The sequence below is a fragment of the Pseudomonas sp. No.21 genome (assembly GCF_054558415.1).
Window position 1 is genome coordinate 260,051 of record NZ_BAAJNO010000005.1, and the last position, 19,477, is coordinate 279,527.

The window sequence follows — 19,477 nt, forward strand, 5'->3', positions numbered from 1 at the left end:
CGGGTCACCAGAGCACCGAGGACCAGAACACCTGCCCGATGATCTGGATGCCGGCCTGGGGACGCTCCTCGTCGGGGTACTCCTCGCGCTTGTAGCTGCGCAGGCGAATCTGGCCGGCGGGGAGGCGGTGCAGGACCTTGATCCTCAGCATGCCCTCGTCCACCAGGGCATAGACCTTGCCATCCACCAGCTCGCAACGCCCACGATCGATTCCGAGGACCGCGCCGTCGGGAAAGAGGGGTTCCATGCTGTCGCCGCTGACGATGACGCAGGCAACGTGTTCCGGATCTATCTGACGCTGCTGCAAGGCATGTCGGCTGAAGCGAATACCGGAGTAGTCCAGTTCCTCCAGCGCGGCGGGATGCCCTGAATCGCCCTCGGCCTCGCGCAGCAGCGGAAGCTCGATTTCGTATTCATAGCGGGACGACTCCGGTTCTCCGATGGTCATAGGGGCCACGCCATCCGGGGCGTCTGCGGCCTGCTTGCCGTCGTCGGGCGCCGTGGACGACTGCACGGCTTGCCCGCCGATGCTCAGCGGAGGCATGTGCAGCGCGCCGAGTATCTGGTTGATACGTGTCAGCCCAGGCTCGCGGCGCCCGCCCAGCCAGTGCGCGACTGCGCCCTGGGTCACGTGCAGGCGTTCGGCCAGTTGCTCCTGGGTGACGCCGAGATCTTTCATCCTGGCCTTGGCCAGCAAGTTCCATTTTTTCATGGGCGCGACATTACGCGCCGTATTGCCGGCGACCAGTGACCCAGTGTAATACACTGCCGAAGCACGAATTACCATGTGTATTATCCATAAGCAGGTTGTTCCTCTGGCATCCCTCGAGCGGACGCCACACGGGTTTCAACCTCCCTCCGCCCGCCAATGCGTGCCCGTGTTCCACTCACGGTCCGCCAGCCGGCAGGACCAGGCGTCGGGAAGAACGCCGGTCGCCAGCCCGGGCCAGTGGCCCCCAGGCATGGGCCCGCAGGGCGGAGGGAGGCTTTCAGTCAAAGCGCCCGGATGGGCCTGTGCCGCAAGGCACCCAATCGCGAAAGGAGATGCGACATGCAATTTCAACTCACCGTCCTGTGCCTCGGCATCCATCGCCATAACGTCGAAGGCCACGACCAGTGCTACGCGGTCATCGCCCGGCAGCCGGCAACCGAGGAGGAGCGCGACCAGCACCGGGGCTACCTGGTGCAGCAGGTGACCGCCGAGCCCCGCCTGTTCGAGCAGATGACCTGGCTGGATACCCCTGCCGAACTGAGTTTTCTGTGCACCATCAGCGCAGAACCGGGGGGCCATTATCGACCGCATCTGCTCTGCCTCTGCCACTGAGCACCGCCGTGGCGTGCCACCCGTCTCGGGCTGGTTTGACAGCCTCGGGCGCATTCACGGAAGCTGCGCGCTTCCGTGAATCCATGCACCACAGCGGACGTCTGCATGCCGAAACGCCCGAACGCACCCGATTCCCCCGCGAGTACGCCCAGCCGCCCCAGTTACGTCCTTCCCGTGCTCGCCGCCCTGTTGCTGCTGGTGGGCCTGGGTGGCTGGCTGTGGGTGCAGGGCGGCAAGCCGTACGTGCCGGCCCGGGCCACGGTGCCGACGCTTGCGGAGCAGGGGCCGGCGCAGATGGTCGACGAGCAGCAGTGCGGCACCTGCCATGCCCCCCAGGCCAGGGCCTGGAAAGGCTCCCACCACCAGTTGGCGATGCAGGAGGCCACGCCGCGCTCGGTGCAGGGCGACTTCGACGACGCCCGCTTCGACGGCGAAGGCGGCAGCACGCGCTTCTTCCGCAAGGACGGTGGCTACTGGGTGAACACCACGGGCCCCGATGGCCAGCCGGCGGATTTCAAGGTCGCCTATGCCTTCGGCGTCGAGCCGCTGCAGCAATACCTGCTGGAGTTCCCCGGCGGCCGCCTGCAGGCCCTGGACCTGGCCTGGGATACGCGCAGGAAGGCCTGGTTCCACCTCGCCCCCGGCCAGGGCGTCGACTTGCGCAACCCGCAGCACTGGAGCAAGCCGTCGCAGAACGCCAACTTCCAGTGCATCGATTGCCATACCACGGGCTACGTCCGTGGCTTCGACGACGGCACCGGCACCTACGCCAGCCAGTGGCACGCCCTGGGCGTCGGCTGCCAGGCCTGCCACGGCCCGGCCTCGCGCCACCTGGAATGGGCACGCTTCAGGGGCCTGCACTCCCAGGCCGGCTTCGCCCTCGACCTCACCCGTGCCAGCAACCGCCTGCAGGTGGAGACCTGCGCCCGCTGCCACGCCCGGCGCGTGCCGCTGAACGACGACCACGCCTTCGGCAAGCGGCTGATGGACAACTACCTGCCCAGCGCGCTGACCCGTGAACTCTATGAGCTGGACGGCACCTTCAAGGAGCAGGTCTACGAGTACGGCTCCTTCACCCAGAGCCGCATGTATGCCCGGGGCCTGAGCTGCAGCACCTGCCACGATCCACACGGCGGCGGCCTCAAGGTCCGGGGCAATGCCCTGTGCACCCAATGCCACAACCCCGCCGGCAAGAGCGCCGTGGCCGGCATCGACGACAGGGGCCTGAAGGCGCGCGACTACGAAGCCCCCGAGCACCTGCGCCATACCGCCGGGCAGCCCGGCTCGCAGTGCATCGACTGCCACATGCCGGGCAAGACGCTCCTGGGTGTCGACTACCGCCATGACCACGGCTTCAGCCTGCCCAACCCGGGCCGCGCGCTGAAGCTCGACACGCCCGACGCCTGCCTCGGCTGCCACCAGGATGTCGCCGGCCAGGCGGTCGCCGAGCAGTTCGAGCGCTGGTACGGCAAGGCGCGGGACCCCGCGCCGCGCTATGACGAAAGCCTGGCTCTGGTGCGCAACGGTCGCCCCGGTGCCTCGCGCGCGCTGTTCCAGCAACTGGAGCGCGGCGACCTGCCGGCGATCCGTCGCGCCACCCTGCTCGCCGAGTTGCCCGGCTACCCCAGCGAGCGGGCGCTGAACCTGGCCGCCAACGACCTCAACCACGCCGCACCCCAGGTGCGCGAGGCGGCGGTGCGTGCGGTCAATGCCCTGCTGCCGCCGGAGCAGCGCCGCGACCTGCTGGGCCCGCTGCTCAACGACCCGGTGCTGGCGGTGCGCGCCATCGCCGCGCGCGGCCTGCTGGGCATGGGCACCACCGGCCTGGGCAACTACGAGAAGGCCTGGAACAAGGCGATCGGCGAGTACGAGGCCATCCAGCTGAACCTGGCCGAGCGCGCCGAGGCCAACCTCAACCTCGCTTCGCTCTACCAGGGCAACGGCCGCGCCGACCAGGTGGAGGGCCGCCTGCGCAAGGCCGTCGAGCGCGACCCCGATTTCCTCCCCGCCCGCGTGGCGCTGGTGCAATGGCTCGACGCCAACTACCGCTGGGAGGAAGGCCAGCGGCTGCTGGCCGAGGCCCTGCGCGATCATCCGCAGTCGGCGCTGCTGCACCATGCCCGCGGGCTGGCGCTGCTGCGCAAGGGTGAACGCCAGGACGCCATCGCCGCCTTCCGCGAAGCGGTGCGCCTGGAGCCCGGCAACGCCCAGTTCGGCCACGCGCTGGCGACCGCGCTGCACGACGACGGCAAGCTGGAGGAAGCCTGCCAGCGCCTGGAGCAGGTACTGGAGAACGCGCCGGCCAACCGCGAGGCACGCCTGACGCTGATCGGCTATTGGCGCGAGGCGGGGCAGATGCAGAAGGTGCAGGCGCTGCTCGCCGAGCTGGAGCAGCTCAATCCGGACGACCCGGCGCTGAAGCGCGAATAGCTGCGTCGCGGCCCTGCAGACTGGCCAGCTGCCATGACCGATCGGCGGCTGCCAGGCGAGGCGACGGAACTCCCCGGGGGCGCCCGGAATCTCACGTGCAGGTTCCCCCCACAACAACCTGGAGTCATCCCATGCGTACCACAGTAGCTGCCGCTGTCATCGCCCTGGCCGCCCTCCCTGCCGGCTCGGCCATGGCGGATACCTTCTGGCGCAACGTGATCTCTTCCGGCGCCACCACCGCCTCCACCTACGTGACCTTCAAGGACCACAAGCTGATCGTGGCCGCCCGCGAGGACGCCAGCAGCTTCGTCGCCAGCGATGGCGCCATCCGCGGCCCCTTCCTGGAAGCCGCCCTGAAGCAGGTCCGTGCCGACAACCCCGGCATCCAGGCCAGCGACGAGGAACTGGCCAGCGCCATCCTCGCCAGCGAATAAGGGAAACCCGCAGGCGCGGGCGCTTGCAGCGCGGCATGGAATGCACCGAGGGCCCTCAGCACGGCTGAGGGCCCTTTTCATTGCCCCGGCGCCGCGAGCCGAAGCGTTACCCGGCGCGCACCCTGCGCATCCGGTGGTTGCGGGCGGCGCCTGGCTCAGGCAAAAAGCAACGGGCCGGCGTCACGGCGCAACGGCCCCTCCATTCCCTCCCCACAAGGACGTACCCCATGGGCAACCCCGTTCCCACGCTGAAGATCGTGCTGATCCTGATGATCGTGATCGACCTGTTCTGGTTCGGCGAGCGCGTGCTCTCGATGCTCGACTTCAGCCTCTTCGATTTCATGCCCAGCACGCTGATCAACCTCGTCGGCCTGGCCAGCAGCCTGCTGCTGATCGTCTTCAACGTGCTGCTGATCGGCCTGCTCGGACGCCTGCAGCTGAAGGCCGAGTGAACCCGGTCTGCCGGGGGCCCCTGGAAACGCAGGCGAGGCCGTCGGTGCAGGGCAGAACAGGCGGAGAAGCGCAGTTCACGCGGCGTGAATGAGCACGTTGAGCCTGTTCCAACGCCGCAGTGGCAACGCAGGCAGTTTCTGGAGATGCCTCACTCGCGGTAGTCCTCCAGGGGCACGCAGGCGCAGAACAGGTTGCGGTCGCCATAGACGTTGTCGACGCGGTTCACCGTCGGCCAGTACTTGTGCGCCCGGGTGTGCGCGGTGGGCGTGACGGCCTGCTCGATGCTGTAGGGGCGCTCCCAGAGGCCCACCACGTCGGCCAGGGTGTGCGGCGCACGCTTGAGCGGGTTGTCCTCAGCCGGCCATTCGCCGGCCTGCACCTTGGCGATCTCCGCGCGGATGCCGAGCATGGCCTCGATGAAGCGGTCCAGCTCGTGCCTGGACTCGCTCTCGGTGGGCTCGATCATCAAGGTGCCGGGCACCGGGAATGACATGGTCGGCGCGTGGAAGCCGTAGTCCATCAGGCGCTTGGCCACGTCCTCCTCGCTGATCCCGGTTTCCGCCTTGAGCGGGCGCAGGTCGAGGATGCATTCGTGGGCGACCCGTTCGTTGCGCCCGGTATAGAGCACCGGGTAGGCCTCGCCGAGACGCTTGGCCAGGTAGTTGGCGTTGAGGATGGCCAGCTCCGTCGCATCCGCCAGCTGCGGGCCCATCATGGCGATGTACATCCAGCTGATCGGCAGGATGCTGGCGCTGCCCCAGGGCGCCGCGCTGACCGCCCCGTTCTCCGGGTCCGGCCCCTTGAGTTCGATCACCGGGTGGTTGGCGACGAAGGGCGCCAGGTGCGCGCGCACGCCGATCGGCCCCATGCCCGGGCCGCCGCCGCCGTGGGGGATGCAGAAGGTCTTGTGCAGGTTCATGTGCGAGACGTCGGCGCCGATGTCGGCCGGACGCGCCAGGCCGACCTGGGCGTTGAGGTTGGCGCCATCCATGTAGACCTGCCCGCCCTGGGCGTGGATGACCTCGCAGATCTCGCGGATGCCTTCCTCGTACACGCCGTGGGTCGAGGGGTAGGTGGCCATCAGGCAGGACAGCTGCGCCCCCGCCTCGGCCGCCTTGGCCTTGAGGTCGTCGAGGTCGACGTTGCCGGCCTTGTCGCACTCGACGATCACCACGCGCATGCTCGCCATCTGCGCCGAGGCCGGGTTGGTGCCGTGGGCCGAGGCGGGGATGAGGCAGATGTTGCGATGCGCCTCGCCCCGGCTTTCGTGGTACTTGCGGATCGCCAGCAGCCCCGCGTACTCGCCCTGGGCCCCGGAGTTGGGCTGCATGCAGATGGCGTCGAAGCCGGTGATCGCCCGCAGCCACGCTTCCAGCTCGGCGATCATCGCCTGGTAGCCCTGGGTCTGCTCCAGCGGCGCGAAGGGGTGGATGGCGGCGAACTCCGGCCAGGTGATGGGGATCATCTCGCTGGTGGCGTTGAGCTTCATGGTGCAGGAGCCGAGGGGGATCATCGACTGGTTGAGCGCCAGGTCCTTGTTCTCCAGCTGCTTGAGGTAGCGCAGCATCTCGGTCTCGCTGTGGTGGGTGTTGAACACCGGGTGTTCGAGGTAGGCGGACTCGCGCGCCAGGGCGGCGGGAATGCCCGGCACCAGCACCCCGGCGTCCAGCTCGTCTACCGAGAGGCCGTGGTCGGCGCCGAGGAAGATGCTCCACAGCTGCTCGACGGTGGCCGCGCTGCTGGTCTCGTCCAGGCTCAATCCCAGCCGGCCGCGCCCGAGGATGCGCAGGTTGATGCGGGCGGCCTTCGCCGATTCGATGATCGCCGTCTGGCTGCCGCCCACCTCCAGGGTGAGGGTGTCGAAGTAGTGCTGGTTGACCCGCTGCAGACCCTTGCGCGCCAGCCCCTCGGCAAGGATGGCGGTGAGCCGGTGCACGCGCTGGGCGATGCGCTTGAGGCCCTCGGGGCCGTGGTAGACGGCGTAGAAGCCGGCGATGTTGGCCAGCAGCACCTGGGCCGTGCAGATGTTGGAGTTGGCCTTCTCGCGGCGGATGTGCTGCTCGCGGGTCTGCAGGGCCATGCGCAGGGCGAGGTTGCCCCGGGCGTCCTTGGAGACGCCGATGATGCGCCCGGGCATGGCGCGCTTGAACTCGTCGCGGGTGGCGAAGAAGGCGGCATGGGGGCCGCCGTAGCCCATGGGCACGCCGAAGCGCTGGGCGGAGCCGAACACCACGTCGGCGCCCAGCTCGCCGGGCGGGGTCAGCAGCAGCAGGCCGAGCAGGTCGGCGGCCACGCAGGCCAGCGCCTGCTGCCCGTGCAGGTGGTCGATCAGCGGGCGCAGGTCGCGGATCTCGCCGTGGGTATCGGGGTACTGCAGCAGCGCGCCGAACACCTGGTGCGAAGGCAGGTTCTCCACCGCGTCCACCACCAGCTCGAAACCGAAGGCCTCGGCACGGGTGCGCACCACGGAGAGGGTCTGCGGGTGGCAGTTCTGGTCGGCGAAGAACAGGTTGCTCCTGGCCTTGGCCACGCGCCTGGCCAGGGCCATGGCCTCGGCGGCGGCGGTGGCTTCGTCCAGCAGCGAGGCGCTGGCCAGCTCCAGGCCGGTGAGGTCGATGGTCATCTGCTGGAAATTCAGCAGCGCTTCCAGGCGGCCCTGGGCGATCTCCGGCTGGTAGGGCGTGTAGGCGGTGTACCAGCCGGGGTTCTCCAGCACGTTGCGCAGGATCACCGCCGGGGTCAGGGTGCCGTGGTAGCCCATGCCGATCAGGCTGGTCCACACCTCGTTGCGCTGGGCATGGGCACGCAGCTTCGCCAGGGCGCCTTCCTCGTCGAGGGCGGGCGGCAGGTCCAGCGGGCGGTTGAGGCGGATCGCCGGCGGCACCGTCTGCACCACCAGTTCGTCGCGGTCGGCGAGGCCCAGGGCCTCGAGCATGGCCTGCTGCTCGGCCGGGTCCGGGCCCAGGTGGCGGCGGAGGAAGGCGTCAGGCTGTTGCAGTTGGGACAGCGGGGGGATGTGCGACATGGGATCGGCCTCTGGAAATGGCCCGATAAGCTTAGGCAAGCATTTCCAGGATGGCCGGCCGGCTGGTCGGGGAGACCCGCCGGGCAGGACGCCGGTAGCCGCCCCACGGGGGAGCGGCGCGCCGGATGGGGTCAGGCGTCGGAGTCGGCGGAGGCCTTGTAGGCGGCGGCGTCCAGCAGCTTGTCCAGCTCGGCGGTGTTGGCCGGCTTGAGCTTGAAGAACCAGGCGCCGTAGGGGTTGCTATTGACCTCTTCGGGGGACTCGGTCAGCAGTTGGTTGACGGCGATCACTTCACCGGAAACCGGCGCGTAGATGTCCGAGGCGGCCTTCACCGACTCGACCACACCGGCTTCCTGGCCGGCGGCCAGGGTCTTGCCGACTTCCGGCAGCTCGACGAAGACCACGTCGCCCAGAGCTTCCTGGGCATGGTCGGAAATGCCCACGGTAACGCTGCCATCGGCTTCCAGGCGGGCCCACTCGTGGCTGGGGGCGTAACGCAGATCGGCGGGGATGTTGCTCATTGTTCAGGCTCCTAAAGGACGGCGGCGGTCGGCCCGCCAGGAAAATTTAGATCAAGGCTTTGCCATTGCGAACAAAGTTCGGCTGGACGACACGAACCGGGTACCACTTGCCACGGATTTCCACCTCGGCGCGATCGCAGGTCCCTGCCGGCAGGCGGGCCAGGGCGATGGACTTGCCGAGGGTGGGCGAGAAGCTGCCGCTGGTGATCTCACCCTCGCCAACGCCCTCCACCCGCACCACCTGGTGGGCACGCAGCACGCCGCGCTCCTCCAGCACCAGGCCCACCAGCTTCGGCTGCTCGCCGGCGGCGCGCTGGGCTTCCAGCGCGGCACGGCCGATGAAGTCGCGGTCGGCGGGTTCCCAGGCGATGGTCCAGGCCAGGTTCGAGGCCAGGGGCGAGTTGTCCTCGTCCATGTCCTGGCCGTAGAGGTTCAGGCCCGCCTCCAGGCGCAGGGTGTCGCGGGCACCGAGGCCGATGGGCGCGATACCGGCGCCCACCAGTTCGTTGAGGAAGCCGGCCGCCTGGTCGCGCGGGAGCATGATCTCCAGGCCGTCCTCACCGGTATAGCCGGTGCGGGCGATGAACCAGTCGCCTTCGGGCAGGCCCTGGAAGGGCCTGAGTTCATGGATCAGCGAGGCGCGGGCGCTGCTCACCAGCTCGGCGGTACGGTGGCGGGAGGCGGGGCCCTGGATGGCGAGCAGGGCCAGGTCGCTGCGCTCCTCGAGGCGTACCGCGAAGCCCTCGGCCTGCTGGTGCATCCAGGCCAGGTCCTTGTCGCGGGTGGCGGCGTTGACCACCAGGCGGTAGCCGTCGTGGGTGAGGTAGACGATGAGGTCGTCGATCACGCCGCCACGCTCGTTGAGCATCGCGCTGTAGAGCGCCCTGCCAGGGGTCTTGAGGCGCTCGACGTCATTGGCCAGCAGGCGCTGGAGGTAGGCCGGGGCCTGGCTGCCGGACACGTCGACCACGGTCATGTGGGAGACATCGAAGACGCCGCAATCGGTGCGCACCTGGTGGTGCTCATCGACTTGCGAGCCGTAGTGCAGCGGCATGTCCCAGCCGCCGAAATCGACCATCTTGGCCCCCAACGCCAGGTGCAGATCGTAGAGGGGGGTACGCTGTCCCATGGGTTTCTCCTTCCGGGCTTGGCGAAGATGCGGACGGGCGCGGAACCCTTGCCGGGCCTGGCTTTGCGTGGCCCGGACGGTGGCTCCCGGCACCCTTTCATGCAGACGCGCCGCAACGAATGGCGCGCATTGTAGCCGCAAGGTGGAAGACTGGACACCCGACCGGCGACCCGCCGGTCACGCCATGTTTCAGCGTCCGAAACCCCGGGCGGAACGGCGGATCAGGCCGACCACCGGCAGCAGCCCCACCAGCACGAGGCTCAGGGCGGGCAGCGAAGCGCGGGCCCATTCGCCCTCGCTGGTCATCTCGAAGATGCGCACCGCGAGCGTGTCCCAGCCGAAGGGGCGCATCAGCAGGGTGGCGGGCATCTCCTTGAGCACATCGACGAACACCAGCAGCGCCGCGCTCAGGGCACCGGGCACCAGCAACGGCAAATAGACCCGCAGGAACAGGCGCGGGCCGGCGACGCCGAGGCTGCGCGCGGCTTCCGGCAGCGATGGGCGGATGCGCGCCAGGGCACTCTCCAGCGGGCCATGGGCCACCGCCATGAAGCGCACCAGGTAGGCCAGCAGCAAGGCCGTGAGGCTGCCCAGCAAGAGCGGCTTGCCGGCCCCGCCGAGCAGGCCGGACAGGGGCACCACCAGTTCGCGGTCGAGCCAGCTGAAGGCGAGCATGATGGCCACCGCCAGCACCGAGCCGGGCAGGGCGTAGCCGAGGTTGGCCAGGCCCACCGCCGAGCGGATCGGCCGGGTCGGCTCCTGGCGCCGGGCGAACGCCAGCAGCAGGGCTACGGCGACGGTGATCAGCGCCGCCATCGCGCCCAGGTAGAGGCTGTGCAGGATCAGCCCCAGGTAGCGCTCGTCGAGGTCGAAGCGACCGCGCTGCCAGCACCAAGCGAGCAGTTGCAGCAGGGGGATGACGAAGGCGCAGGCGAACACCAGGCCGCACCAGGCGCTGGCCGCCCAGGCGCGGGCGCCGCGCAGGTGATACAGGGCAGCGCCACGGGGCCGTTCGCTGGCCGGGCGGGTGACACCGCGGGCACGGCGCTCGCCATAGAGCACCAGGCACACGCCGAGCAGCAGCAGGCTGGCCAGCTGGGCGGCGCTGCCCAGGCTGAAGAAGCCGTACCAGGTCTTGTAGATGGCGGTGGTGAAGGTGTCGAAGTTGAACACCGAGACGGCACCGAAGTCGGCCAGGGTCTCCATGATCGCCAGGGCCAGCCCGGCGCCGATGGCCGGTCGCGCCATGGGCAGGGCGACGCGCCAGAACGCCTGCCAGGGCGTCAGCCCCAGGGTGCGCGCGGCCTCCATCAGCCCCCGCCCCTGAGCCAGGAAGGCGCTGCGCGCCAGCAGGTAGACATAGGGGTAGAAGACCAGCACCAGCACGGTGATCACCCCGCCGGTGGAGCGCACCCGGGGCAGGCGCACGCCGCTGCCGAACCACTCGCGCAGCAGGCTCTGCACCGGGCCGGCGAAATCGAACAGGCCGATGAAGACGAAGGCCAGCACGTAGGCGGGGATGGCGAAGGGCAGCATCAGCGCCCAGTCCAGCCAGCGCCGGCCGGGGAACTCGCAGAGGCTGGTGAGCCAGGCCAGGCTGACGCCCAGCAGTGTCACCCCGCCGCCGACGCCAAGCACCAGCACCAGGCTGTTGCCCAGCAGGCGTGGCAACTGGGTATCCCAAAGGTGCGCCCAGATCTCCCGGTCCACCTCGTGCCAGGACAGCACCAGCACGCAGAGCGGCAGCAGCACCAGGGCGGCGATGGCGAAGGTGACGGGGTACCAGCGGCGCTGGGCGGGACGCTTCAAGCGGGGTTCTCGACCGGGCGGGAGGCAGGTGGCGAGGGGCGCCCACCACGGGGCGCCCCGGCGTGGGTCAGTTCCAGGACACCCGGTCCATCATGCGGATGGCTTCGGCCTGGCGCTTGCCGGTGATTTCCACCGGTACGTCGTCGGCCTTGAAGGCGCCCCAGGCGGCCACTTCGGCCGACGGCTGCACCGCCGGGTTGGCGGGGAATTCCTGGTTGACCCCGGCGAACAGGCTCTGCGCCTCGGGGGTGGTCATCCATTCCACCAGTGCCTTGGCCGCCTCGGGATGAGGCGCGTGGCGGGTCAGGCCGATGCCGGAGAGGTTGACGTGCACGCCACGGTCGGCCTGGTTGGGCCAGAACAGCTTGGCGCGCAGCTGCGGGTTCTGCTGGTGCAGGCGCCCGTAGTAGTAGGTGTTGACGATGCCGACGTCGCATTGGCCGGCATCCACCGCCTGGATCACCGCGTTGTCGTCGGCGAAGGGGTCGGTGGCCAGGTTGGCGACCCAGCCCTTGAGCACCTTCTCGGCCTCGGTGGCGCCGCGCGCCTCGATCAGGGTGGCGGTCAGCGACTGGTTGTAGACCTTCTTCGAAGAGCGCAGGCACAGGCGGCCTTCCCAGCTGGAGTCGGCCAGGGCCTCGTAGGTGGAGAGCGCCTCCGGCTTCACCCGCTCGGTGGAGTAGACGATGGTGCGCGCGCGCAGCGAGAGGCCGGTCCAGCTGTCGGTGCCGGAGCGGTACTGCGCGGGGATGTTGGCCTTGATGGTGGGGGAGCTGAAGGGTTGCAGGATGCCCATCTGCTCGGCCTGCCAGAGGTTGCCGCCGTCGACGGTGAGCAGCAGGTCGGCCACGCCGTTCTCGCCCTCGGCCTTGATGCGCTGCATCAGCGGGGCTTCCTTGTCGGTGATGAACCTGATGGGGACGCCGGTCTTCGCGGTGTAGGCATCGAACACCGGCTTGATCAGCTCGTCGATACGCGACGAATAGACCACCACTTCATCGGCTGCCTGGACGGAGGTAGCGCCCAGGCCGACGGCCAGGAGCGTGAGCAGGGAGTTGCGCGCCTTCATTTGCGAATGCCTCGCGATGGACAAAAGGAGCCAGATGATAATCAACCTCAGTTGTCATCCGACGGCGCTTTGTATGACGAGGTGTTTCGCCGGGCCGCGAGCGCGGCCCGGGGAGGTCAGACGCGGGCGAGCTCCGGCAGGTCGCCGGACAGGCCCAGGGCCTGGCGCACGAACAGGGCCTTGGCCTCGGGCAGGCCGTCGACCAGGTCGAGCCCGGCGTTGCGCAGCCAGCGCAGGGGCAGCGGGTCGGCCTGGAACAGGCGCTGGAAGCCTTCCATCGCCGCCATCATCCCCAGGTTGTGCGGCATGCGCCGGCGCTCGAAGCGGCTGAGCACGCGCTCATCGGCCAGGCGCTCGCCACGGCCATGGGCGTGAAGCAGCACCTCGGCCAGCACCGCGGCGTCGAGGAAACCGAGGTTGACGCCCTGCCCGGCCAGCGGGTGGATGGTGTGGGCGGCGTCGCCCACCAGGGCCAGGCCCGGCTCCACGTAGCGCTTGGCGTGGCGCTGGCGCAGCGGGATGCACAGGCGCGGATCGCTGGCCTCGATGCGGCCCAGGCGATGCTCGAAGGCCTTGCCCAGTTCGACGCGGAAGGCCTCGTCGTCCAGGGCCATCAGGCGCGTGGCCTGCTCGGGCGTGGTGGACCAGACGATGGAGCACCAGTGTTCGTCGCCCTGGCGATCCAGCGGCAGGAAGGCCAGCGGGCCGTCGTCGGTGAAGCGCTGCCAGGCGGTGCGGCGGTGCGGCTGTTCGCAGCGCACGCTGGTGACGATGGCGTGGTGCAGGTAATCCCACTCGCGGGTGGCGCAGCCGGCCAGGCGGCGCACGGCGGAGTTGGCGCCGTCGGCGGCGATCACCAGCGGGGCACGCAGCTCGCGGCCGTCCACCAGGGTCAGCAGCCAGTCGTCGCCGGAACGCCGCAGGCGCTCCAGGCGGGCGTTGGGCAGCAGGCCGACGCCGCTGTCGTGCAGCGGCTCCAGCAGAGCTTCCTGGATCACCCGGTTCTCGACGATGTGGCCGAGCACCTCGGCGTGCACGCTGGCGGCGGAGAAGTGGATGTTGCCGGTGCCGGAGCCATCCCAGACCTGCATCTCGCCATAGGGGCTGGCGCGGCGCGCGGCGACACCCTCCCAGGCGCCGAGGCGCTGGAGGATGCGCTGGCTGGCGGCGGACAGGGCGCTGACCCGGGGCTCGAAGGAGGCCTCGGCGTCGAAGGGCTTGATGCTCAGGGGGCTGCCGTCGATCAGGATGATCTCCAGGCCGCTGTCCTTGAGCGCCAGGCCGAGGGCACTGCCCACCATGCCGGCACCGACGATGATCAGATCCGCTTGCATGTGCATTCCTTAGGCGGCTTGCCGCGCGCGCGGCTTGAGCCGCACATAGAGGGTCTTGTGCACCCTGGCGACCAGGGTGCCGTCGCCGTCGTGCACGTCGACGTGCAGCTCGGGCAGGTATTTTTCACCGTCGGCGGTGTGCTGGCGGATGCGCGCGAGCAACGCGTCGTCGATGCGGAACTCGGCGTAGACCGGGCCCTTGCCGGGGGAGACGAAGTCGATGCTGGCGGCCTTGTCCCAGACGATGTAGTCGCGTCCGAGCAGGTTCATCAGCATCAGCATGAAGAAGGGGTCGGTCATGCTGTAGAGCGAACCGCCGAACTGGGTGCCGACGTAGTTGCGGTTGTACCAGCCCAGCGCCAGTTTGACTCGCACCAGACGGAAGTCTGCGCTGATCTGCCGCACGCGCACACCCGCCCCGAGGTAGGGCGGGTAGATGTTCAGCGCCCAGCGCAGGAAGCGCGCCTTGCGCGCCATCGAACGGTCCTGCATCGCGCGGCTCAGATAGGGCGGGTGCCCAGGCCCATGGCCTGGCGGGCGAACCAGCGCTTGGCCGGGGGCAGCAGGTCGAGCCCCAGCAGGCCCAGGTTGCGCCCGGTGGCCAGCAGCGGCTCCTTGTTGGAGAACAGGCGCGTCACCTGGTCGGAGAAGCCGACGGTGAGGTCCTGGTCCAGGCGCTGGTTGTCGAGGTAGCCCTGCAGGGTGGCGAAGTCGCCCAGGGGCGCGGCGCTGGCCAGCAGCGTCTCGGCCAGGGCCACGGTGTCGCGCAGGGACAGGTTGTAGCCCTGGCCGGCGATGGGGTGCAGGCTGTGGGCGGCGTTGCCGAGCACCACCAGGTTGGCGCGCACCTGCTCCTCGGCTTCCACCAGGGTCAGCGGGTAGAGGTGCCGCGCGCCCACCTGGCCGAAGGCGCCCAGGCGATAGCCGAAGGCTTCCTGCAGCTCGGCGAGGAAGGCGCGGTCGTCGAGGCGGGAAAGACGCTCGGCGTCCTTGCCCGGACGGGTCCAGACCAGCGCGCAGCGGTTTTCCGCCAGCGGCAGCAGGGCCATCGGGCCTTCGTCGGTGAAGCGTTCGAAGGCCTGGCCGCGATGGGCTTCCATCGGGCTGACGTTGGCGATCAGCGCGGTCTGCCCATAGGGGTTGCGCCTGACGCCGATGCCCAGTTGCTCGCGCAGGCCGGAACGGCCGCCGTCGGCCAGCACCGCCAGCTCGCAGTCGAGCTGGGTGTCATCGTTGAGGCTGAGGCGATAGCCGTCCGCCAGGGGCTCCATGCGCACCACTTCGGCGGGGCAGCGCCAGCTCACCACCTCGGCGTCCAGGGCCTGCCACAGGCACTGGCCGAGCCAGGCGTTCTCCACCACGTAGCCAAGCGCCGGGACGCCCTCCTCGATGGCGGCCAGGCGCGCGGCGCCGAAGCGGCCACGGTCGGATACGTGGATCTGCAGGATGGGCTCGGCTCGGCGGGCGATGGCCTGCCACAGGCCGAGGCGCTCGTAGATCTGCCGGGTGCCGAACGACAGCGCCGAGGAGCGGGCGTCGTAGCTGGGCTGGTAACTGTCACCGGGGGCGAAGGGTTCGATCAGGGTGATCTTCCAGCCGCGCGCCTTGGCGCCTTCCTGCAGGGCCAGGGCCAGGCTGGCGCCCACGAGGCCGCCGCCGATGATCGCCAGTTGGGTACGTTGCATCACGCGGCCTCGGTTCGTGCGGCGGCCATCAGGGCCTCGATTTCGGCGACCGTCTTGGGTACGCCACCGGTGAGGATCTCGCAGCCTTTCCTGGTCACCACCACGTCGTCCTCGATGCGCACGCCGATGCCGCGCCACTTCTTCGCCACGTCCTGGTTGTCGACGGCGATGTAGATGCCCGGCTCGACGGTCATGGCCATGCCGGGCTCCAGCACGCGCCACTCGCCGCCGACCTTGTATTCGCCGACGTCGTGCACGTCCATGCCCAGCCAGTGGCCGGCGCGGTGCATGTAGAAGGGCTTGTAGGCTTCGCTGGCGATCAGCTCGTCGACATCGCCCTGCAGCAGGCCGAGCTCGACCAGGCCGGCGGTGATCACGCGCACGGTGGCCTCATGGGCTTCGTTCCAGTGCTTGCCGGGGGCGATTTCGAGGAAGGCGGCTTCCTGGGCGGCCAGCACCAGCTCGTAGATGGCCTTCTGCTCGGGGCTGAAGCGGCCGCTGACGGGGAAGGTGCGGGTGATGTCGCTGGCGTAGCAGTCCAGCTCGCAGGCGGCGTCGATCAGCACCAGGTCGCCGTCCTTCAGCTGCGCGTCGTTCTCGCGGTAGTGGAGGATGCAGGCGTTCCTGCCGGCGGCGACGATGGAGCCGTAGGCCGGCATCTTCGCGCCGCCCTTGCGGAACTCGTATTCCAGCTCGGCTTCCAGGCTGTACTCGTAGAGGCCGGCGCGGGCGGCCTGCATGGCGCGCACATGGGCACGGGCGGAGACCTCGCCGGCCTCGCGCATGACCTTGATCTCGGCCGCCGACTTGTACAGGCGCATGTCGTGCAGCAGGTGGTCGAGGGCGACGAACTCGTTCGGCGGCTGCGCACCCTGGCGCGCCTTGGAGCGGATCACGTTGACCCACTCCATCAGGTGCTGGTCGAACTCGGGATTGGTGCCGATGGAGTAGTAGACGCGCTCGCGGCCTTCGATGAGGCCGGGGAGGATGTCGTCGATGTCGCCGATGGGGAAGGCATCGTCGGCGCCGTATTCGCTGATGGCGCCGTCCTGGCCGGCGCGCAGGCCGTCCCACAGTTCGCGCTCGGGGTCACGCTCGCGGCAGAAGAGCACGTATTCGCCGTGCTCGCGCCCGGGGATCAGCACCAGCACCGCCTCGGGCTCGGGGAAGCCGCTGAGGTACTGGAAGTCGCTGTCCTGGCGGTACACGTGCTCGACGTCGCGATTGCGGATGTGCACCGGCGCCGCCGGCAGGATGGCGATGCTGTTGGGCACCATCTGCGCCATGAGGGCCTTGCGACGACGGGCGAATTCGGACTTCGGGATACGGGTCATGCGCGCTCCTTACAAGGGGCGCCCATGCGCCCGTGACGCGGGTTCAATGCAGAGAGGTTTTCGGCGCCGGAGCCACCGGCGCGGGCTTCCTGGCGCACTCGCTGAACAGCAGCAGGGGCGCCACGCGCAGGTACTCCATCACTTCCATATAGTCGGTCTCGCCGTCCTCGGAGTCTTCCAGGGCGCTCTGCACCTGGGCGATGGAGGCAAGATCCTGGAGCACTTCGACCGCCTCGCCGGACAGCGCGCCTTCGCGTGCGGTCAGGCCGAAGCCGCCGAGGAAGCCCTGGCACCACTGGCCAAGGGCGGCGGCGCGGTCGGCCAGCGGCGTTTCGTCGTCGGGCAGCAGCAGCACGACGGCCATCTCGCTGCCGGTGAGTTCGTCCTTGACCATCTCCTGCAGGCCGATCAGGGCCTGGCGCAGGTTGTCCTGCGGGGCGCTGCCGAGCAGCTCGGCGGCATCCTCCAGCCAGGGCTCGGCGTCGAAGCCCGCACCGGCGCAGCTGCGCCCCAGCAGGAGGCCGTGAAGCTCGGCGGGAGAGACGGGCTGACCGCTGGTGGCGAGCAGGGTGGCGAAGGCGGAATACGGGGAATTGGAACTGGGCATGGGTGGCTAGGCGCCAGAGGGCGCAATCACTAGAATGACGGCCTCGTATCCTAGCATCGGCACGCGCGCCAAGACCATCGACCGCCGCCGACGGGTTTGACCCTGGATCGGGCCGATCCTATATAGTCCGACCATTCATCGCCCAAGTAGAGAGCCCATGGAAGACGCGGAACTGCAAGCCCTCACCGCCAAGCTGGAGCTCCTGATCCAGCGCGTTGAGCAGCTCAAGTCGCAAAACCGGCAACTGCAGGCGGCTGAAAAGGCCTGGAAAGAAGAACGCGCTCATCTGATCGAAAAGAACGAAATGGCCCGGCTGAAGGTCGAAGCGATGATTTCGCGCCTGAAAGCCCTGGAGCAGGATTCATGACCCAGCCGAACACCGTCACCGTCCACATCCTCGACAAGGAATACTGCATCGCCTGCCCCTCGGACGAGCGCGCCAACCTGGAAAGTGCCGCCCGCTACCTCGACGGCAAGATGCGCGAGATCCGCACCAGCGGCAAAGTCATAGGCGCTGACCGCGTCGCCGTGATGGCCGCCCTCAACATCACCCACGAACTGCTGCACAAGCAGGAGCGCCTGGACCAGGAGGCCACCTCGACCCGCGAGCGCGTGCGCGACCTGCTCGAGCGCGTCGACCACGCCCTGGCCGCTGATCCGGATGGTCACGAAGCCTGACGCCAGAGCCTTCTCTTGGGGTATACTCGCCGGCAGCTCCCTGGTGTGTTTGCCAGTCGGTGATGTCCCTGAGCCGATACGCACAACCACGGGGGTTGTAAGTGGGGCCGGTGTGCATGTCCGCCTGACGGAAAGCCTTAACGCCTCCTGCAACCTCCACCTTGAACTTTCGGGTTCAAGGGCTAAACCGACAGCGGCATAACCGGGGAGTCGTACCCTTCATGATCAGCGCCGGCACTCTCTCCCGCCCGGCCCTACGGCGCCTGCTCAGGCAGACACGCCGCACGCTTCCCCCCCTCGAACAGAAACGCGCCGCCCGCGACCTTTATCGCCAGCTCGCCCAGCATCCGCTGTTCCGCCGTGCCCGCCATGTGGCGCTGTACCTGCCGGCAGACGGTGAGATCGACCCGCGCCCCTTGCTGCGCGAGGCGCAGAGGCGCGGCAAGGCCACCTACCTGCCCGTGCTCAAGGCCTGGCCACCGACGCGCATGGTGTTCCAGCGCCTGCGCCCGGGCGAGAAACTGGTGCGCAACCGTTTCCGCATCCTCGAACCCCGCGCCAATGGGTCGCAGCAGCGCCCGGTGTGGACGCTGGACCTGGTCCTGCTGCCGCTGGTGGGATTCGACGAGGACGGCGGGCGCCTGGGGATGGGTGGCGGCTTCTACGACCGCAGCCTGGCCTATCGCGCACGGCGCAAAAATTGGCAGAAGCCGACGCTGCTGGGCCTGGCCCATGAATGCCAGAAAGTGGATCGGTTGCCCTTGGCGAGCTGGGACGTGCGCCTGCAGGCGACGGTGACGGACGGGGGCTGGTATCGCGGGAACTGAGGCGGCGCCGCGTTCCCTGCGGCGTCGTCGGAGAATCAGGGCTGCTGGATACTGACCGGCGCGCCTTGGCGCTGCTCCCACAGGCTCTGGGTGTAACCCGTGGTAACCACGCCCAGGCCGAAGAGTATGACCAGTACCCAGAGAAGATCGGGTTTGCGTTTCATCGATTGCCTCCCCCTTCAAGGCAAACGTTCCGCGATGACTTGCGGCGGTTGCTTTTAGTTATGGGCCGCGAGTGGTCTGCGGCTTAAAGTGCGGCATTCTCCGGCAACGCTGGGGAACACGCAATTTATGACGCCAGCCGACCGTCGGCCAGTTGATGATTTTTCGTCCGCGACAAGGACCGGACGTCAGGAGCAAAGTTCATGCCTTATTGGTTGATGAAATCAGAACCCGACGAACTGTCGATCCACGACCTGCAGCGCCTGGGCTGCGCGCGCTGGGATGGCGTGCGCAACTACCAGGCGCGCAACTTCATGCGTGCCATGCAGGAGGGCGAACTGTTCTTCTTCTATCACTCCAGCTGCCCGGAACCGGGCATCGCCGGGATCGCCCGCATCGTCGGTGCCCCCTACCCGGACCCAACGGCACTGGACCCCGGCAGCCATTACTTCGATGCCAAGGCCAGCCAGGAGAAGAACCCCTGGAGCGCGCTGGACGTCGAGTTCGTCGAGGCCTTCCCGTCGGTCATCCCCCTGGCGGCGCTGAAGACCCAGGCCGCGCTGGAGGGGATGCCGCTGGTGCAGAAGGGGTCGCGCCTCTCGGTGATGCCGGTGCGCGACGAGGAATGGCAGGCGGTGCTCGCGCTGCGCTGAACG

General features: G+C 68.8%; 20 protein-coding genes and 1 other RNA gene. 9 read left to right on the forward strand and 12 right to left on the reverse strand.

Annotated features, from left to right (window positions below; genetic code table 11):
• Positions 1-4: 4 nt before the first annotated feature.
• Complete coding sequence (locus ACYJSS_RS12060) at positions 5-787, reverse strand: XRE family transcriptional regulator (protein WP_111261107.1); 783 nt, start codon at positions 785-787, stop codon at positions 5-7.
• A 264-nt stretch (positions 788-1,051) separates the two neighbouring features.
• Here ACYJSS_RS12060 and ACYJSS_RS12065 point away from each other — a divergent pair, with 264 nt between their 5' ends.
• From ACYJSS_RS12065 to ACYJSS_RS12080, 4 genes are all read left to right on the forward strand, one after another.
• Positions 1,052-1,324: a hypothetical protein gene (locus ACYJSS_RS12065; RefSeq protein WP_111261108.1), complete on the forward strand. Its 273-nt coding sequence runs from the start codon at positions 1,052-1,054 to the stop codon at positions 1,322-1,324.
• 105 nt (positions 1,325-1,429) lie between these two features.
• Entirely contained in the window at positions 1,430-3,754 is a 2,325-nt protein-coding gene (locus ACYJSS_RS12070; RefSeq protein WP_236205330.1) for a tetratricopeptide repeat protein, read from the forward strand.
• A 131-nt stretch (positions 3,755-3,885) separates the two neighbouring features.
• Positions 3,886-4,188, forward strand: coding sequence for a DUF2388 domain-containing protein (locus tag ACYJSS_RS12075; RefSeq protein WP_111261110.1), 303 nt, complete (start codon positions 3,886-3,888; stop codon positions 4,186-4,188).
• A gap of 227 nt (positions 4,189-4,415) precedes the next feature.
• Positions 4,416-4,640, forward strand: a complete 225-nt coding sequence (locus ACYJSS_RS12080) for a hypothetical protein (RefSeq protein ID WP_111261111.1) — start codon at positions 4,416-4,418, stop codon at positions 4,638-4,640.
• A gap of 149 nt (positions 4,641-4,789) precedes the next feature.
• Here the strand turns inward: ACYJSS_RS12080 and gcvP are convergent, their stop codons facing one another.
• The 10 genes from gcvP to ACYJSS_RS12130 form a co-directional block, all read right to left on the reverse strand.
• Complete coding sequence (gene gcvP, locus ACYJSS_RS12085; protein ID WP_236205329.1) at positions 4,790-7,666, reverse strand: aminomethyl-transferring glycine dehydrogenase; 2,877 nt, start codon at positions 7,664-7,666, stop codon at positions 4,790-4,792.
• 131 nt (positions 7,667-7,797) lie between these two features.
• Positions 7,798-8,187 carry a glycine cleavage system protein GcvH gene (gcvH, locus tag ACYJSS_RS12090; protein WP_236205328.1) on the reverse strand — a complete coding sequence of 130 codons (390 nt, stop codon included), beginning with the start codon at positions 8,185-8,187 and terminating at the stop codon, positions 7,798-7,800.
• A gap of 46 nt (positions 8,188-8,233) precedes the next feature.
• Positions 8,234-9,316, reverse strand: coding sequence for a glycine cleavage system aminomethyltransferase GcvT (gene gcvT, locus ACYJSS_RS12095; protein WP_236205327.1), 1,083 nt, complete (start codon positions 9,314-9,316; stop codon positions 8,234-8,236).
• A gap of 189 nt (positions 9,317-9,505) precedes the next feature.
• Positions 9,506-11,125, reverse strand: coding sequence for an ABC transporter permease (locus ACYJSS_RS12100; protein WP_236205326.1), 1,620 nt, complete (start codon positions 11,123-11,125; stop codon positions 9,506-9,508).
• A 67-nt stretch (positions 11,126-11,192) separates the two neighbouring features.
• Positions 11,193-12,194 carry an extracellular solute-binding protein gene (locus ACYJSS_RS12105; protein WP_236205325.1) on the reverse strand — a complete coding sequence of 334 codons (1,002 nt, stop codon included), beginning with the start codon at positions 12,192-12,194 and terminating at the stop codon, positions 11,193-11,195.
• A 116-nt stretch (positions 12,195-12,310) separates the two neighbouring features.
• The gene (locus ACYJSS_RS12110; RefSeq protein ID WP_459479890.1) at positions 12,311-13,528 is read right to left on the reverse strand and encodes a 2-octaprenyl-3-methyl-6-methoxy-1,4-benzoquinol hydroxylase; all 1,218 of its coding nucleotides are present in this window, start codon (positions 13,526-13,528) and stop codon (positions 12,311-12,313) included.
• Positions 13,529-13,537: 9 nt separating this feature from the next.
• Positions 13,538-14,020, reverse strand: coding sequence for a DUF4442 domain-containing protein (locus ACYJSS_RS12115; RefSeq protein WP_111261118.1), 483 nt, complete (start codon positions 14,018-14,020; stop codon positions 13,538-13,540).
• An 8-nt stretch (positions 14,021-14,028) separates the two neighbouring features.
• Positions 14,029-15,213 (reverse strand): 2-octaprenyl-6-methoxyphenyl hydroxylase, encoded by a 1,185-nt coding sequence (ubiH, locus tag ACYJSS_RS12120; RefSeq protein ID WP_111261119.1) that lies wholly within the window; start codon positions 15,211-15,213, stop codon positions 14,029-14,031.
• Positions 15,213-16,547, reverse strand: coding sequence for a Xaa-Pro aminopeptidase (pepP, locus tag ACYJSS_RS12125; RefSeq protein ID WP_236205323.1), 1,335 nt, complete (start codon positions 16,545-16,547; stop codon positions 15,213-15,215). The genes ubiH and pepP overlap by 1 nt, the downstream gene beginning before the upstream one ends.
• A 43-nt stretch (positions 16,548-16,590) precedes the next feature.
• Positions 16,591-17,154 (reverse strand): YecA/YgfB family protein, encoded by a 564-nt coding sequence (locus ACYJSS_RS12130; protein ID WP_111261121.1) that lies wholly within the window; start codon positions 17,152-17,154, stop codon positions 16,591-16,593.
• 157 nt (positions 17,155-17,311) lie between these two features.
• Here ACYJSS_RS12130 and ACYJSS_RS12135 point away from each other — a divergent pair, with 157 nt between their 5' ends.
• From ACYJSS_RS12135 to ACYJSS_RS12150, 4 genes are all read left to right on the forward strand, one after another.
• Entirely contained in the window at positions 17,312-17,521 is a 210-nt protein-coding gene (locus ACYJSS_RS12135) for a TIGR02449 family protein (protein WP_111261122.1), read from the forward strand.
• On the forward strand, positions 17,518-17,832 hold the full coding sequence (locus ACYJSS_RS12140; RefSeq protein ID WP_111261123.1) for a cell division protein ZapA: 315 nt from the start codon (positions 17,518-17,520) through the stop codon (positions 17,830-17,832). Before ACYJSS_RS12135 ends, ACYJSS_RS12140 begins: the two co-directional genes overlap by 4 nt.
• A 34-nt stretch (positions 17,833-17,866) precedes the next feature.
• A non-coding RNA gene (ssrS, locus tag ACYJSS_RS12145) (6S RNA) lies at positions 17,867-18,045 on the forward strand.
• An 8-nt stretch (positions 18,046-18,053) separates the two neighbouring features.
• A complete protein-coding gene (locus ACYJSS_RS12150; RefSeq protein ID WP_236205322.1) occupies positions 18,054-18,659 on the forward strand; it encodes a 5-formyltetrahydrofolate cyclo-ligase in 606 nt (201 codons plus the stop codon).
• Positions 18,660-18,694: 35 nt separating this feature from the next.
• Here the strand turns inward: ACYJSS_RS12150 and ACYJSS_RS12155 are convergent, their stop codons facing one another.
• Positions 18,695-18,823 carry a hypothetical protein gene (locus ACYJSS_RS12155; RefSeq protein WP_021218212.1) on the reverse strand — a complete coding sequence of 43 codons (129 nt, stop codon included), beginning with the start codon at positions 18,821-18,823 and terminating at the stop codon, positions 18,695-18,697.
• A 201-nt stretch (positions 18,824-19,024) separates the two neighbouring features.
• Here ACYJSS_RS12155 and ACYJSS_RS12160 point away from each other — a divergent pair, with 201 nt between their 5' ends.
• Positions 19,025-19,474 carry an EVE domain-containing protein gene (locus ACYJSS_RS12160; RefSeq protein WP_236205321.1) on the forward strand — a complete coding sequence of 150 codons (450 nt, stop codon included), beginning with the start codon at positions 19,025-19,027 and terminating at the stop codon, positions 19,472-19,474.
• Positions 19,475-19,477 lie beyond the last annotated feature (3 nt).

Excerpts from the sequence above, each read along its gene's own strand:
- ACYJSS_RS12065 (WP_111261108.1), top strand. The coding sequence starts at position 1,052 with ATGCAATTTCAACTCACCGTCCTGTGCCTCGGCATCCATCGCCATAAC.
- ACYJSS_RS12115 (WP_111261118.1), bottom strand. The coding sequence starts at position 14,020 with ATGCAGGACCGTTCGATGGCGCGCAAGGCGCGCTTCCTGCGCTGGGCG.
- gcvT (WP_236205327.1), bottom strand. The coding sequence starts at position 9,316 with ATGGGACAGCGTACCCCCCTCTACGATCTGCACCTGGCGTTGGGGGCC.
- ACYJSS_RS12150 (WP_236205322.1), top strand. The coding sequence starts at position 18,054 with ATGATCAGCGCCGGCACTCTCTCCCGCCCGGCCCTACGGCGCCTGCTC.
- ACYJSS_RS12080 (WP_111261111.1), top strand. The coding sequence starts at position 4,416 with ATGGGCAACCCCGTTCCCACGCTGAAGATCGTGCTGATCCTGATGATC.
- ACYJSS_RS12105 (WP_236205325.1), bottom strand. The coding sequence starts at position 12,194 with ATGAAGGCGCGCAACTCCCTGCTCACGCTCCTGGCCGTCGGCCTGGGC.
- ACYJSS_RS12130 (WP_111261121.1), bottom strand. The coding sequence starts at position 17,154 with ATGCCCAGTTCCAATTCCCCGTATTCCGCCTTCGCCACCCTGCTCGCC.
- pepP (WP_236205323.1), bottom strand. The coding sequence starts at position 16,547 with ATGACCCGTATCCCGAAGTCCGAATTCGCCCGTCGTCGCAAGGCCCTC.
- ACYJSS_RS12070 (WP_236205330.1), top strand. The coding sequence starts at position 1,430 with ATGCCGAAACGCCCGAACGCACCCGATTCCCCCGCGAGTACGCCCAGC.
- ACYJSS_RS12140 (WP_111261123.1), top strand. The coding sequence starts at position 17,518 with ATGACCCAGCCGAACACCGTCACCGTCCACATCCTCGACAAGGAATAC.
- ACYJSS_RS12155 (WP_021218212.1), bottom strand. The coding sequence starts at position 18,823 with ATGAAACGCAAACCCGATCTTCTCTGGGTACTGGTCATACTCTTCGGC.
- ACYJSS_RS12075 (WP_111261110.1), top strand. The coding sequence starts at position 3,886 with ATGCGTACCACAGTAGCTGCCGCTGTCATCGCCCTGGCCGCCCTCCCT.
- ACYJSS_RS12135 (WP_111261122.1), top strand. The coding sequence starts at position 17,312 with ATGGAAGACGCGGAACTGCAAGCCCTCACCGCCAAGCTGGAGCTCCTG.
- ubiH (WP_111261119.1), bottom strand. The coding sequence starts at position 15,213 with ATGCAACGTACCCAACTGGCGATCATCGGCGGCGGCCTCGTGGGCGCC.
- ACYJSS_RS12160 (WP_236205321.1), top strand. The coding sequence starts at position 19,025 with ATGCCTTATTGGTTGATGAAATCAGAACCCGACGAACTGTCGATCCAC.
- gcvP (WP_236205329.1), bottom strand. The coding sequence starts at position 7,666 with ATGTCGCACATCCCCCCGCTGTCCCAACTGCAACAGCCTGACGCCTTC.
- ACYJSS_RS12060 (WP_111261107.1), bottom strand. The coding sequence starts at position 787 with ATGGTAATTCGTGCTTCGGCAGTGTATTACACTGGGTCACTGGTCGCC.
- ACYJSS_RS12110 (WP_459479890.1), bottom strand. The coding sequence starts at position 13,528 with ATGCAAGCGGATCTGATCATCGTCGGTGCCGGCATGGTGGGCAGTGCC.
- gcvH (WP_236205328.1), bottom strand. The coding sequence starts at position 8,187 with ATGAGCAACATCCCCGCCGATCTGCGTTACGCCCCCAGCCACGAGTGG.